This is a genomic window from Burkholderia ubonensis subsp. mesacidophila, from assembly GCF_002097715.1.
Classification (GTDB): domain Bacteria; phylum Pseudomonadota; class Gammaproteobacteria; order Burkholderiales; family Burkholderiaceae; genus Burkholderia; species Burkholderia mesacidophila.
In genome coordinates this window covers 1,763,105-1,775,913 of record NZ_CP020737.1, presented here as the reverse complement: position 1 = coordinate 1,775,913, position 12,809 = coordinate 1,763,105, and the positions used below count along the sequence as shown (strand labels likewise).

At 67.1% G+C, this 12,809-nt stretch carries 13 protein-coding genes; 3 read left to right on the top strand and 10 right to left on the bottom strand.

Annotated elements, in window-relative coordinates; all coding sequences use genetic code 11:
• Positions 1-57: 57 nt before the first annotated feature.
• From B7P44_RS08475 to B7P44_RS08445, 7 genes are all read right to left on the bottom strand, one after another.
• Positions 58-1,062, bottom strand: a complete 1,005-nt coding sequence (locus tag B7P44_RS08475; protein WP_084906529.1) for an ABC transporter substrate-binding protein — start codon at positions 1,060-1,062, stop codon at positions 58-60.
• Complete coding sequence (gene fhuF / locus B7P44_RS08470; protein WP_084902794.1) at positions 1,059-1,859, bottom strand: siderophore-iron reductase FhuF; 801 nt, start codon at positions 1,857-1,859, stop codon at positions 1,059-1,061. The genes B7P44_RS08475 and fhuF overlap by 4 nt, the downstream gene beginning before the upstream one ends.
• Positions 1,856-3,952, bottom strand: a complete 2,097-nt coding sequence (gene fhuB / locus B7P44_RS08465; protein ID WP_084902792.1) for a Fe(3+)-hydroxamate ABC transporter permease FhuB — start codon at positions 3,950-3,952, stop codon at positions 1,856-1,858. The genes fhuF and fhuB overlap by 4 nt, the downstream gene beginning before the upstream one ends.
• A complete protein-coding gene (locus B7P44_RS08460) occupies positions 3,949-4,797 on the bottom strand; it encodes an ABC transporter ATP-binding protein (protein WP_084902790.1) in 849 nt (282 codons plus the stop codon). The genes fhuB and B7P44_RS08460 overlap by 4 nt, the downstream gene beginning before the upstream one ends.
• On the bottom strand, positions 4,797-5,804 hold the full coding sequence (locus B7P44_RS08455; RefSeq protein WP_084902787.1) for a TauD/TfdA family dioxygenase: 1,008 nt from the start codon (positions 5,802-5,804) through the stop codon (positions 4,797-4,799). Before B7P44_RS08455 ends, B7P44_RS08460 begins: the two co-directional genes overlap by 1 nt.
• Before the next feature lie 34 nt (positions 5,805-5,838).
• Entirely contained in the window at positions 5,839-6,081 is a 243-nt protein-coding gene (locus B7P44_RS08450; protein WP_084902784.1) for an MbtH family protein, read from the bottom strand.
• 83 nt (positions 6,082-6,164) lie between these two features.
• Positions 6,165-6,833: an RNA polymerase factor sigma-70 gene (locus tag B7P44_RS08445; RefSeq protein ID WP_084902782.1), complete on the bottom strand. Its 669-nt coding sequence runs from the start codon at positions 6,831-6,833 to the stop codon at positions 6,165-6,167.
• A 517-nt stretch (positions 6,834-7,350) separates the two neighbouring features.
• Between B7P44_RS08445 and B7P44_RS36210 the strand changes: the two genes are divergently transcribed.
• Entirely contained in the window at positions 7,351-8,001 is a 651-nt protein-coding gene (locus B7P44_RS36210; protein WP_133118113.1) for a hypothetical protein, read from the top strand.
• Between the two features lie 482 nt (positions 8,002-8,483).
• Positions 8,484-9,545 (top strand): RelA/SpoT domain-containing protein, encoded by a 1,062-nt coding sequence (locus tag B7P44_RS08435; protein WP_084902780.1) that lies wholly within the window; start codon positions 8,484-8,486, stop codon positions 9,543-9,545.
• 27 nt (positions 9,546-9,572) lie between these two features.
• Here B7P44_RS08435 and B7P44_RS08430 read toward each other — a convergent pair whose 3' ends face one another.
• A complete protein-coding gene (locus B7P44_RS08430; protein ID WP_231716673.1) occupies positions 9,573-9,785 on the bottom strand; it encodes a hypothetical protein in 213 nt (70 codons plus the stop codon).
• Positions 9,786-9,865: 80 nt separating this feature from the next.
• Positions 9,866-10,894, bottom strand: a complete 1,029-nt coding sequence (locus B7P44_RS08425; protein WP_084902777.1) for a fimbrial protein — start codon at positions 10,892-10,894, stop codon at positions 9,866-9,868.
• A gap of 92 nt (positions 10,895-10,986) precedes the next feature.
• On the opposite strand from B7P44_RS08425, the gene B7P44_RS08420 reads away from it, so the two are divergent.
• Positions 10,987-12,039: an RNA-guided endonuclease InsQ/TnpB family protein gene (locus B7P44_RS08420; protein ID WP_084906527.1), complete on the top strand. Its 1,053-nt coding sequence runs from the start codon at positions 10,987-10,989 to the stop codon at positions 12,037-12,039.
• 13 nt (positions 12,040-12,052) lie between these two features.
• Here the strand turns inward: B7P44_RS08420 and B7P44_RS08415 are convergent, their stop codons facing one another.
• Positions 12,053-12,796 carry a fimbrial biogenesis chaperone gene (locus B7P44_RS08415; RefSeq protein ID WP_084902774.1) on the bottom strand — a complete coding sequence of 248 codons (744 nt, stop codon included), beginning with the start codon at positions 12,794-12,796 and terminating at the stop codon, positions 12,053-12,055.
• Between the last annotated feature and the right edge of the window lie 13 nt (positions 12,797-12,809).

Here is a 12,809-nt window from a genome sequence, read left to right as displayed (position 1 = left end):
CGCACGCGTGACGACCGCGCGAGGTGCGAATGCGTCGCCTTGACGCGCGGCCTCACGTCACCGCACCCGCGGCAACGCCAGCAGCGTATCGGTCATCACGTCGGCCAGCTTCAGCGCCGACATCGGGCCGCCGAAGCCCCAGATGTTGCGCTCGATCAGCGCGATCCGGCTGGCCTTGCGCGCGGGCACGTATTGCCAGACCGGCGAATCGAGTTTCGCGTCGAGCGGCACGTCCATGCCGGTCGCGGTCACGAACAGCACCGCCAGGTCGCGCTGCGTGAGCAGGTCCGCCGACGTCACATAGAGCGTGCCCTCGCGGGTCGGCTTCTTCGGCCACAGGTCGAGGCCGAGCGCGCGCGCGAGCCCGGCCGCCGTGCTGTTGCCCGTATACGCCCAGTAGCGGTCGGGCAGCCCGAGATCCTGCAGCAGCGCGACGCGCTCGTGCTGCCTGCCGGCCGCCGCGAGCCGTTTCGCGTTGCGCGCGAGGCCGGCGTCGAGCTGCGCTTCGACCGCCTGCGCACGCGCGCCGCGCCCCGTGACCGCGCCGATCGTGCGGAAGATCTGCCGGGTCCAGTCGAGCTGGGTCACGGGCACGCCGCCTTCGTTCACGTTCGGGCTGAACTGAAAGAGGATCGTCGGCGCGATCCGGTCGAGCGCCGCGAAAATCGGCGCATGCCGGAAGCCGACGCCGATGATCAGGTCGGGCTTGACCGCCGCGATCGCCTCGAGCCCCGGCTCCTGCCGCGAACCGACGTCCGTCACGTGCGCGAAGCGCGCGTTGTCGTAGCCGAGCCAGCCCGGATAGAACGCGGTGTCGACCATCCCGACCGGCGTGATGTCGAGCGCCGCGAGGGCTTCGGCGAACATGAATTCGAGCACGACGACGCGCTGCGCCCGCGCCGGCATCGTCGCGCTGGATTGCGAGACGACCGGATTGCCGGTCAGCGGCACGCCGCCCTGCCCGCGCGCGGCATCGGTCGCGGCGGCCTGCGCGGCCAGCGGCCAGCCCGCGCCAAGCACGGCGAGCTGCGCAAGCGCGCGCCGCCGGCCAGGCGCCGTCAGCGAATCGCGTCCTGCCCGGCCAGCGCCGCGTCGTCCATCGTCAGTAGCAAGGGGCAGCTTCCACACAGTTGCGTTTCTCCAGGGATTTCGTAGCGCAGGCAGCACACGCGGCGCGCGCGGAACGGCGTCGGCAGCAGCGGCGAGCGCGGCACGGCATCGCGCACCGGCGTGCGCAGCGGATTCGATTCGCCGTCGACGCACGCCGACCGGAACAGCCACGCGGCGTCGCGCGCGGGCTCGGCCGCGCATGGTTGCGCGCGACAGACATCGAGCAGGTAGTCGAGCAGATTGCCGGCGTTGCTCCACAGTACGCGCGGCGTGACGCGGCCCATCTCTGCCAGCAGGTCGATCACCGCGCCGAGATGCGCGACGAGGCCCGCGTAGCGCGGCGCCGGATCGTCGCAGGGTTCGCCGAGCGCGTCGTGCGCGAAGACCAGCCCGGCAGGCATCCCGTCGTCGAGCACGACGAACGTGCGCGCCGGCGCCATGTCGAGCGGCCGGCCGAGCAGCAGCGCGGCGACGACGCCCGCGGGCGCCGCGCGGCCGAAGTAGTACTTGCTCCATTGCGACAGCAGCGCGCGCGCATGCACGGCCGGATCGCCGCCGTAGTGGCGGACCATCGCATCGAGCAGCGCATCGCGATGGTCGCTCAGCGCGGTCACCGGCACGACGCGTGCGCCCGGCGCCTGCGCGTCTTCGGGCATGCCGAGCCAAACCGCGTCGAGATACCGCGCAAACTCGGCCGGCGCGAACGACGCGAAGCACGTCGCGCGCGCGTCGACAGCCGGCGGCGTCATCGCCCCACGCGCCGCGCGCGGCGCGCCTCGACGATCAGCAGGCCGAGCAGGTACGGCGTGCCGATCAGCGCGGTCAGCACGCCGGCCGGCACTTCGCGCGGCGCGACGGCCGTGCGGGCCGCAACGTCCGCGAGCCCGAGGATCAGCGCGCCGCATGCGGCCGCGAGCCACAGGCGCGTGCGATGGCGCCGCGCGCCGAGCATCGTCGCGACGTGCGGCGCCATCAGCCCGATGAAGCCGACCGGCCCGACCGCCGCGACCGCCGCGCACGCGGCGAGCGTCGCGATCACGAGCGCGAGCGGCCGCAACGCGGCGATCGGCAGGCCGAGCGCCGCCGCCTGGTCGTCGCCGAGCGCGAGCATGTCGAGCGGCTGCGCGAGCCACGCGAACACGGGTACCGCGAGCACGCACCACGGCAAAAGCATCGCGACCTCGCCCCAGCCGCGCCCGTAGGTGCCGCCGGCGAGCCACACGACGAAGCGCGCGGGCTGCACGCTTTCCTGCGTGATCAGCCATTGCGCGAGCGTCGTCCACAACGTGCCGATCACGATCCCGGTCAGCGCGACCGCGAGCGGCGCGTAGCGGTGACGGTGATTGAGGGCCAGCGTGATCGCAAGCGAGATCCCGCCGCCCGCCAGCGCCGCGCCGGCGAGCACGCCGCCGCCCGCGAGCGGCCAGCGCGTGAGCGCGAACAGCGTGACGAGCGCCGCGCCCTGCGTGACGCCGAGCACTTCCGGCCCTGCGAGCGGATTGCGCACGACGCTCTGCATCGCGACGCCGCTCGCGGCGAGCAGCGCGCCGGCCAGCAGCGCGCACAGGAGCCGCGGCAGGCGCAGGTCGATCAGCATCCGCGCGACCGGGTCGGCGCCCGACAGCGCCGCCTGCCAGCGCGCGGGCGTCAGCCATTCGGGGCCGGCCGACGTGCCCGCGAGCAGCACGAGCACGCCCGCTAGCGCGAACAGCGCGGTGCGCCGCGGCCAGCGCAGGCCGTCGAGCCAGCCGACGAAGCGTGTCGCGCGGCCGAGCGCCGCGCGCTCGGGGCCCGCGTGCAGCACGCCGGACCACGCGGCGCCGCGACGGATCAGCGCGAGCATCAGCGGCGTGCCGACGAGCGCGATCGCGACGCCGGTCGACAGCGTCGTGTCGAGGCCCGACGCGAGCACCGCGCTATCGGTCACGAGCACGAGCGCGCCGCCCGCCAGCGCGGACAGCGGCACCAGCGCGGCGAGCCGCGCGGCGCGCGCGCCGCGGATCTGGCGCAGCAGGTTCGGCGCGACGAGGCCGACGTACGACAGCGGCCCCGCGATGCTGACCGCGACGCTCGTGAACGCGACCGCGACGACCGTCGCGGCGAGCCGCGCCGCGTCGACGCGCACGCCGGCCGCGGCCGCCGCGTCATCGCCGAGCGCGAGCGGATCGAGCGGCCGGATCACGAACGGCAGCGCGGCGAGCGGCAGCACGAGCCAGCTTGCCGCGAGCTTCAGGCCGGTTGCGCCCGGTTGATAGAGGCTGCCGTTCGACCACAGCGCGGCGCCCGCGATGTTCTGCTCGAAGAACGCGAGCAGCAGCGTCGACAGCGCGGCGAACAGCAGCATGCAGACGCTGCCCGCGAGCACGAGCCGCAGCGGCGTCGCGCGCCAGCCGCCCGCCGCGAGCATCGCGCACGCGGCGGCGGCCAGCCCGCAGACGAACAGCAGCGGCACCGACGCGACGCCCGCGAGCGCCGGCACGAGCATCGCCGCGAGCAGGCCGAGCTGCGCGCCGCCCGTCACGCCGAGCAGGTCGGGCGACGCGAGCGGATTGCGCGTCGCCGACTGGAGCAGCGCGCCGGCGATGCCGAGGCAGCCGCCCGCGACGAGCGCGGCCGCGACGCGCGGCAGGTTCAGGTCGAACAGGAACACGCGCGCGAGCGCGTCGGCGTCGCTGCCGGGCGCGGCGGCCCACCACGCGCGCAGGTCGGGCGCTGCACGCAGCGCGGCGACGCATGCGATCAGCAGCAGCATGCCGATCGCCAGCGCGCCGGCGCGGCTGCGCTGCGCCACGTTGCCGCCGACGGTTGCCGCGCGGCGCTTGCGCATCGCGAACGTCGTCATACGGCGAGCTTCCGGTCGCAGGTTTCGGCCGACTGCGCCGCGGCGGCGACGGACGGCCCGTACGCCGGCACGCACATCGGCGCGCCCGTCTGCGGATGCGCGAGCTTCAGCATCTCGACGCCGAACGCCGCGCGCAGGCGCGCCGGGTCGAGCATCGCGTCGGGGTTGCCCTGCGCGACGACGCGGCCCGCGCGCATCAGCACGATCTCGTCGCTGTACGCGGCGGCCTGGTTCAGGTCGTGCAGCACCCACACGATCGTCAGCCCGCGCGCGCGGTTCAGTTCGCGCAGCGCGTCGAGGATGTCGAGCTGGTGATGGATGTCGAGATAGGTGGTCGGCTCGTCGAGCAGCACGATCGGCGCCTGCTGCGCGAGCGCCATCGCGATCCACGCGCGCTGCCGCTCGCCGCCGGACAGCGCGCCGACGTCGCGGCCCGCGTCGCAGGCGAGCCCGCTCGTCGCGAGCGCCTCGTCGATCGCAGCGTGATCCGCGCGCGACAAGCCGCGCAGGAAGCCGCCATACGCATAGCGCCCGTACGCGACGAGCTCGCGCACTGTCAGGCCGGACGGAATCTGGTTGAACTGCGCGAGCATCGTCAGCTCGCGCGCGAGCGCGCGGCGCTTGAACGATGCGAGCGGCTTGCCGTTGACTTCGACGTGGCCGGCCAGCGCAGGCTGCAGGCCCGCGAGCGTGCGCAGCAGCGTGCTTTTTCCGCAGCCGTTCGGACCGCACAGCGCGGTCACGCGACCGGCCGCGATCGACAGGTCCAAGCCGTCGATCACGACATGGTCGCGATAACCCACCGTCAGCCCCCGCGCGGCAAGCGCGGCGGTACTACGCGTCATCAGTCCTCCGTTCGGTCGCGCGGGACCGTATAGCTCTGCGCCATCGCGACGACGACCTTGCGCGGCCCTTCGAACGGGTCGCGCGCGTGCGCGGTCAGCATGTTGTCGAGCATCAGCACGTCGCCGGTCTGCCACGGGAACACGATGCGCTGCCGGTCGAGCACCGCGCGAATCTCGGCGAGCGCGTCGGCTTCGAGCGGCGCGCCGTCGCCGTAGTAGACGTTGCGCGGCACGTTGTCGAGCCCGACCGCGTCGATAAGCGCTTCCTGCATGTCCTCGTCGAGCGCGGACAGATGGAACAGGTTCGCCTGGTTGAACCAGACCCGGTCGCCCGTGCGCGGATGCCGCGCGACCGCCTGGCAGCGCTCGCGGGTGCGCAAGAGCGGCTCGCCGTCGTCGTCGGTGCGCCACGCGCAGTCGATGCCGCGCGCCGCGCACATCCGCTCGACCTCACGCGGATCGTCGGTGCCGAACGCCTGCTGCCACGGCAGGTCGAGCCCTTGCCCGAAATTGCGCACATACAGCAGCTCGCGCTGCTCGAAGCGCGCGACGAGCGCCGGGTCGAGCGCGCGATACACCGCGCGGCTGTCGGCGATCGGCGTCGCGCCGCCCTTCGTCGCCGCGAGCGCGCAGTGGAACCAGATCCGCATCGGCCATTCGCGCGTGTACGACTGCTCGTTGTGCAGCGGGATCGCGCGGTGCGGCGGGTATTCGGTCGACGTATACACCGCGCCTTCGACCTGGCTGCGCGGCGTCGACGCGTATTCATAGCCGATCAGCGGATCGCCGAACGCGGCCGCGAACTGCTGGAACGCGTCGATCGACAGCACATGGAAACCGGTGAACAGCACGCCGCCGGCGCGCTCCAGCGTGTCGGCCGCGATCGCGCGCGCGAGCGGCGCGACCTCGTCGAGCGACATCCCGTCGCGGCCCTTCGGCGACACGACGGTGGGCAGCCCCGGCTCGATCCGCAGGTCATCGAGCGTCGGCAACGAAAGCAGGGTCATGCAACGTCCTCTTCAGATGGGCCCTCGGCGCCGCTCACGACGCGCGCCGCGCGGTTTCGCCGTCCATCGCGCGGCGCAGGCTCGCGGGCCGCATGTCGGTCCAGACGGTCTCGATGTGCGCGAGACAGTCGGCCTTCGGGCCGTGCACGCCTACTTCGCGCCAGCCGGCCGGCACGGCTCGGAACGTCGGCCAGATCGAATACTGTTCTTCGTCGTTGATGACGACCGTGTAGACGAGGTCGTCGGTGTCGGCGGAAGGCGTCGTGGCTTGCGTCATGGTCGGAAATCGCTGGAGGCGGTTGAAGGAAGCGGAGCGGCTCGGCCGCCCCTGTCGAATAGACGATTGGCCCGCGCGCTTTTTTACCGGCGCCGAGCGCGGCCGCCGCAGAACTCGGGGCACGCGACGCCGCGATGGCATGCGTCGAGGCATTCGGCGCAGTGGCGCTCGGCGTCGCGGACCATGAAATGCACGAGCGTCTGCGACACGTTCAGCGCGCGCGCCGCGCTCTGCAGCGTCTCCTCGCGCAGCCGCACCAGCTCGAACGCCGCGCGGCTGCGCGCCGGCAGGTCGTCGAGCGCGGCCGACACGCGCCGCAGCGTGTCGCGCGTCATCAGCGCCGCTTCGGGCGTCGGCTCCGACGACGGCACGTCGAAGCCATCGTCCTCGTCCGCGTGGTAGAGGCTCTCGAGGTTCTGCCGGCGGCACGCGTCGATCGACGCGTTGCGCACCATCCGCGTCACGTACGCGACCGGCTGGCGCACCGCATCCTGGTTCGGGAAATCGACGAGCTTCACGAACACGTCGTGCACGACGTCCTCGGCCCGGCTCGCGCAGCCGACGAAGCTGCGCGCGACGTTGACGAGCATCGCGCGGTGGGCGATCAGCACGTCGAGCAATGCGCCCTGCGCGTCCGGCCGGGCCGCGCGGCGCGCCCGCGGCGCGGGCCGGGACGGCCGATCGGATGGATTGCCGCGGAACGGGTTCGCCGCTGCCGTGACCGGTCGTTCGAGCACTTCCGCCATTGCCATCGATTCGCTCCGTCGAATTTCGAGATAGCAAAATTTAACGTAAACGCAAATCATTCTCAATACGATTCTTAAATACCCCTTCGGATTGGTCGGATTTGTATGAATGATTGCCGGGCGAACATAACTCTTTAAAAATCAATGCCTTGTACAACTTGCATGCTGCAAAAGCAAGGCTGCCCAAGGCCAGTCAAGGCTGCCCCAGCCTGCCCGAACTGCAATTTCACTGCAGCGCGCTTTATCGTTAGACCGGTCTCATAGCGCGTCGGGGGCAGAACCGATCCCAGGAACAGTTTCAGGCAGCGCCGCTGCATAATTGCCTTGGTAAAGGGACCGAGAGGAACGTATGGGACAGGCACGCCAGCGCAAAGAACGCTTTTTCGCCGAGCACCCGATCTGCTGCTTTTGCGGAGGCACCACGCGGGCTACTACGCAAGACCATTGGCCGCCACGGAGCTTTTTCCTCGGGCGAGTCTGGCCTGATGATCACATCTTTCCAGCGTGTGAACGTTGCAACAACGTGAGCCGACTGCACGAAATGCTGTTCGCGATGATCTGTAGGATCCGATTCAGCCCTGCACAAATCGGGATCCCGGAAGAAGACGGAACGGCAGAATGGACGAAGATCGCTAGTGGCATCGCCCGAGTAATGCCGGACGTTTATGCGTCGATGCATATGTCCGTCACAGAGAAACGTGCTCGCATGCGCGAAATAGACGCCCATCCCGGTCCAGGGCAAACGTCGAGAGACGTTCCGCTTCTCTCTATTGATCATCCGGAATTTGGTGAAGCGGCCAGGACCGTCGCTCGTAAACTATTTTGCGCACTCTACTACCTACGCACTGGCCGAATCTTGGATGAGCGTGGTGGAATCATCTCGTTTTGGACGACAAACGCCTATTCCATCGACGAGTTCCTTGGTAATGAGGCCCTGCGTCCTCTGCTGGCGCAATTCCCAGCAATCCAGCAGCGCAATCGTGAACTCAGGGATCAATTCGCTTGTGCATATACCGTTGCCGAGACAGATCCGCCCGCCGCCGTGTTTGCCGTTCAGTTCAACCACGCCGTCGCTATGATCGGCGCTGCTTTTGGTGACATATCACAATGCGGGGCACTCCGTGACGTGGCTGAGATGGATGAAAAGCTGGTCCGCCCATATAGTTGGTCCTAGCAACACAATTGCGCTTCGTATGCGCAGCAAAACGCACGACTCCCACCCCGTAAACCGCCGAAAACCCGCACGCCAGAGGGCAGCGGGCTTTTAATCCGTTGGTCGCGTGTTCGAGTCACGCACGGCCTACCAAAGAATTCAAGGGCTTAGCGGCGATGCTAAGCCCTTTTTCTTTGTTGTCGCCCAGTCGATATTAGACGCTGTCTAATACCTCGCTCACCCTAGCGGTCGTTCCTCGTCCCAAGGCGGAAAATGGTCAACTAGGGATTCAGCATGCCCCTGCTCCCACTGCACACACAAAAAGCGGAATCCATCTCAGAGAACACTTCCGCATATCCCCTCATTGCATCTCATCAACGATCCGGGAATGATAGTGCATCACTATCGTGTGCCTTGGCGTAGACACCAGAGCTGATGGCATCGAATAGTCAAGACCAGCCGGCTCCCGCCAGCCGGAGCCATACCGACCGGGGACACAAGACATGGCCTTTCCGATTCCGCAATTTTCGAGGAAGGGAGTTACGCGCGCTGGCAACATTTTGATCAACCCCGCCGGCGTCACTCCCGCCGCGGCCCAGGAAGCGTTCGATCTGATTAACCACTGGCGTGCTTGCCACACATATCCGATCAACACGTTCCAGGCGACTCTTCGTGCACGCCTTAAAAAAGTCTGCACGGACGCGCTCGTCGGGCAGCGATTGAAGCGTGTTCCGTCCATTGCAGCCAAGCTGGAACGGAATCCCGGCATGCAGCTCGCGCGGATGCAGGATATCGGAGGACTTCGCGCCGTAGTCAACACGATGGCGCAGGTTCGAACGCTTCGCGATTTGTACGTCAATGGAAATCTGACGCACGAACTCGTCGACGAAGACGACTACATCGCGGCGCCGAAGGAATCCGGCTACCGGAGCGTTCACCTCATCTATCGCTACAACAATCCATCGATGACGCTCTACAACGGTCTGTGCCTCGAACTGCAGATTCGCACGCGACGACAGCACGCCTGGGCTACGGCGGTGGAAACCATGGGCACGTTCATCGACCATGCTCTCAAAGCGAACGAGGGTCCGCAGGAATGGCTGGAGTTCTTCCAAGTCGCGAGCGCTGCTATCTCGCACATGGAGCAGTGCGTCCCACCGGCGGCATTTCAGGGGATGAGCGAGCAAGCAATATGGATCGACTTCGTTACGCGCGCCGATCGCCTCGAGGTTGTGCGCAAGCTGAAAGCATTTGCCGTTGCCGCAAATGCCATCAGCCGGGACATGAGCGGCGGGAGCTACCATCTTGTCATCCTCGATGCAGACAAACGAACGGTCACGGTTTCATCGTACGGTACGCGTCGGATTGAGGAGGCGAACCTCGAGTACGCACGCGCGGAGGAACAGGCCCGTAAAGATGGGAACCTGCAGGTCGTTTTGGTGAACACCAACTCGATCGAATCGTTGCGACGCGCCTACCCGAACTACTTCCTCGATACGAATCAGTTCCTGTCGATCATCTCCACGATCACGAAGCGACTGGAAGCTGCCGGCGTCGTCCTGTAACAGCGATCAGCGCCCGCTCCTCATGGCTTACACGGTCGAGAAGCGCCGAGACTGCATAAAGCCGACAATCGTCCTGCCATCCGTGCTGACTGCGTACCCGCTGTTACGGCCATCGCGCGGTCCGCCCAGATCGCCCAACAACGTCAGCGAATACCCACCCGCCGATACCGTCTGCGCGTGAACCGCGCTCATTGCCGAAGCGGCCAGCACTGCCGCAATCACACTGCTTCTCAACTGCATCTCGCCTCCCCCGAAACACCGTCATGAAATTCGGTGCAAGCGACTTGCATTGCCGTGCACGCCGCCGCCCCGCCTCAAACTCAGTAAAGGAAAACCCGGATCGTCGCCGATGCGTTGAACGGCCCGATCTTCGGTGGTCCGAACGACTTCAGCACCGCGTCGAGCATCACGCTCTGGTTGGCTACGTTGGCCGGAAACTGCGTGAGCATGAATTGCTTGTTGAACTCGATCGCCTTGCCCTGGCTGTCTTCGATGCCGATGCCGAAGTTGCTGTCGGCCGCCGGCACCAGCAAGCCGTTCTGCACGCTGCCCTTCGTCGCTTCGAAGTAGCCGTCGACCCGCACCGGGATGCTGCATCTCTTGGTCAGCGACAGCGAAAACCGCTTGCGCGGCACGGCCGGCTGGAACCCTCTGCCCGAGGTCTGAACCTGCCCGAAATTGACGATGCCCGGCTCCGGCGTGACCAGCACGTCGACGAGGCACGGCGTCGGCTTCAGGTTCCGCATGCCGCTCAACTGATACCGGAAGCTCGTCGCCTTGCCGTTCAGGCCAAGCTCGCCGTCGAACTGGAATACCGGATAAATGTCGTTCGTCGGCTGCACCCATGCGCCCTTCTTGCGCACCACGATTTGATAGTCGATGCTTATCTTCGTCTGCTCGCAGCGTCTGCGGTTGAAGTCTTCCTGCGTGCACGGCGGCACCGAGAATTTGGTGGGTACGCCGCCGCCGGGGTTGCTGGTTGCATTGAAGTAATCGACGCCCCCGTAACGGATGCCGATCTCGAGGCCCCAATCCGCCGGAGTCATGTGAGCCGGATTCGCGTAGAAATAGATGCGGTCGACGACCTCCAGGTTCTTCCCGCCGTCCTGATCCTTGTAGCAATAGCCTGACGTCGTGCGCGGCGGCGACACCCAGATCACGTACCCGTCCGGCGCATCCGTCGGATACGATGCGACGCCGCCGATCGGCTCGGTGAGCGACGGCGAGCCGCCGTTGGTCAGGCAGCGCAGCGCCCACGCCGGCTGCACCGCCGCGACCAGCACCGCGAGCACGATCCACCTCAGCCACGCCACCGCCGGCGACACCCGTTGTCGCATACCCTCGCTCATCAGACTTTGCTCCGAGAAACCCCGTCATTGATGGCGGGAAGGAAAGGAGCGCTCTTGACAGGCCGCTTCTTCCACAGGTTAGGATGGCCGGCATGATCCTTGTCTACCGATACCGGGTGAAGTCGCTCAACGGACTCCTGAACAAACAGAGTCGAGCGGTGAACTACGTGTGGAACTTCTGCAACGACACGCAGAAGCACGCGCTCAAGTGGGGCAAGAAGTGGCCGACGGGGTTTGACCTGAACATGCTGACGACCGGCAGCAGCAAGGCTCTCGGCATCCACTCCGGCACGGTCAACGCCACATGCGAGCAATACGCGAAATCGCGCAGCCAGCACCGTCGCCCTTATCTGCGCTATCGCGGCAGGAAATCGCTGGGCTGGGTGCCGCTGAAGGGGCGCGACCTGAAGCGTGAGGGCGACGCGTTTCGCTTCGCCGGCAATACCTTCCGCGTGTTCAGCAGCCGGCCGCTTCCCGACGGCAAGATCAAGGACGGCACCAACTTCGCGCAGGATGCGCGCGGCAACTGGTTTCTCAACATCGTGATCGAGAGGCCCGATGTTCCGGCACGCCCGATCCGTTCCGGCGTCGGCATCGATCTCGGCCTGAAAGACTTCGCCACGCTTTCGACCGGCGAGAAGCTGCCGAATGACCGGTTCGGCCGGCGTGCGGCCGACAAGCTGGCGAAAGCGCAGCGGGCACGCAAGCACAAGCGGCATATCGCGAAGCTGCACGCCAAGGTGGCGAACGCCCGCGCCGATTTCCAGCACAAGCTCGCGCTCGATCTGGTGCGGCGCTTCGATTACATCGCGGTCGGCAACGTGTCGGCCGCGAAACTCGCCAGAACCAGGATGGCGAAAAGCGTCTACGACGCATCCTGGTCGTCCTTCCGGGACAAGCTCCGTTACAAGGCGATGGCGCACGGAGCCACGTTCGAGGAAGTGGACGAAAGCGGTTCGACCCGGTCCTGTTCGTCGTGCGGGTCGCAAGACAGCACGACGCGGCCGAAAGGTATCGCGGGACTGAGAATAAGAGAGTGGACCTGCAGTGGCTGCGGTGTCGTGCATGATCGTGATACCAACGCTGCGTTGAACATTCTCCGATGCGGACGTGCATCGCCAGCTGTGGGAACCCTCCGCCTTTAGGCGGAGGGGGACGTCAATTCTTCACGCTCTTGCAAACACCCGCCTCGCACGCATACTCCACCGCGACCTGGCCGCCGTAGTCATCGATATGCGTGACGAACAGCGTCGCGCTCGCCGCGCCCTTGAACGGCACGTCCGCGGTGCTCATCGGGCTCACCATCACCGGGTCGGGCAGCACCGGCGTCTTCTGCGCGCCCGCCGCCACGTCGACCACCGTCACATGGAACGGCGTCGGGTTGTCGAACACCAGCTTGTGCGCGGCGGCGTCGACGCGCAGCGTCATCGGCAGCGTCGGGTCCTCGTCGCGCGACGGCTGCACGCCCTTCGGCCGGTAGAACAGCTTCATCTGCGTGTGCAGCGCGATCTGCAGCGCGTTCGGCGTATCCGTCTTCGGCGGCACCTCGCGGATGTTCAGGTAGAACACCGTCTCGCGATCGGCCGGCAATTCTGTGCCCGGCAGCTTCGCGATCCGCAGCACGTTGCGCTCGTTCGCCTCGACGCGCTGCAGCGGCGGCACGACCATCAGCGGCGACGTGATGCGGTTGCCCTTCGCGTCCTCGATCCACGATTGCACGAGGTATGGATAGGTCGCGCTCTTGTTCGTGATCGTCACGATCGCCGCCTGCTCGCCTTCGTTGAAGATCACGCGCGTGCGGTCCGGCACGATCGACGCGTGCGCGGCGCCCGCCAGCAGCATGCCGAAGGCCGCGAGCGCGCACGTCGCGCGCCGCAGGGAAAGAAAGGAATAAGGTTTCATCGCAAAGTCCGTT

Bases quoted from the DNA above. Each gene is read 5' to 3' on its own strand.
- B7P44_RS08420 (WP_084906527.1), top strand. From the start codon at position 10,987: ATGATCCTTGTCTACCGATACCGGGTGAAGTCGCTCAACGGACTCCTG.
- B7P44_RS08460 (WP_084902790.1), bottom strand. From the start codon at position 4,797: ATGACGCGTAGTACCGCCGCGCTTGCCGCGCGGGGGCTGACGGTGGGT.
- B7P44_RS08450 (WP_084902784.1), bottom strand. From the start codon at position 6,081: ATGACGCAAGCCACGACGCCTTCCGCCGACACCGACGACCTCGTCTAC.
- B7P44_RS08415 (WP_084902774.1), bottom strand. From the start codon at position 12,796: ATGAAACCTTATTCCTTTCTTTCCCTGCGGCGCGCGACGTGCGCGCTC.
- B7P44_RS08455 (WP_084902787.1), bottom strand. From the start codon at position 5,804: ATGACCCTGCTTTCGTTGCCGACGCTCGATGACCTGCGGATCGAGCCG.
- fhuB (WP_084902792.1), bottom strand. From the start codon at position 3,952: ATGACGACGTTCGCGATGCGCAAGCGCCGCGCGGCAACCGTCGGCGGC.
- fhuF (WP_084902794.1), bottom strand. From the start codon at position 1,859: ATGACGCCGCCGGCTGTCGACGCGCGCGCGACGTGCTTCGCGTCGTTC.
- B7P44_RS08435 (WP_084902780.1), top strand. From the start codon at position 8,484: ATGGCCTTTCCGATTCCGCAATTTTCGAGGAAGGGAGTTACGCGCGCT.
- B7P44_RS08445 (WP_084902782.1), bottom strand. From the start codon at position 6,833: ATGGCAATGGCGGAAGTGCTCGAACGACCGGTCACGGCAGCGGCGAAC.
- B7P44_RS08430 (WP_231716673.1), bottom strand. From the start codon at position 9,785: ATGCAGTTGAGAAGCAGTGTGATTGCGGCAGTGCTGGCCGCTTCGGCA.
- B7P44_RS08425 (WP_084902777.1), bottom strand. From the start codon at position 10,894: ATGAGCGAGGGTATGCGACAACGGGTGTCGCCGGCGGTGGCGTGGCTG.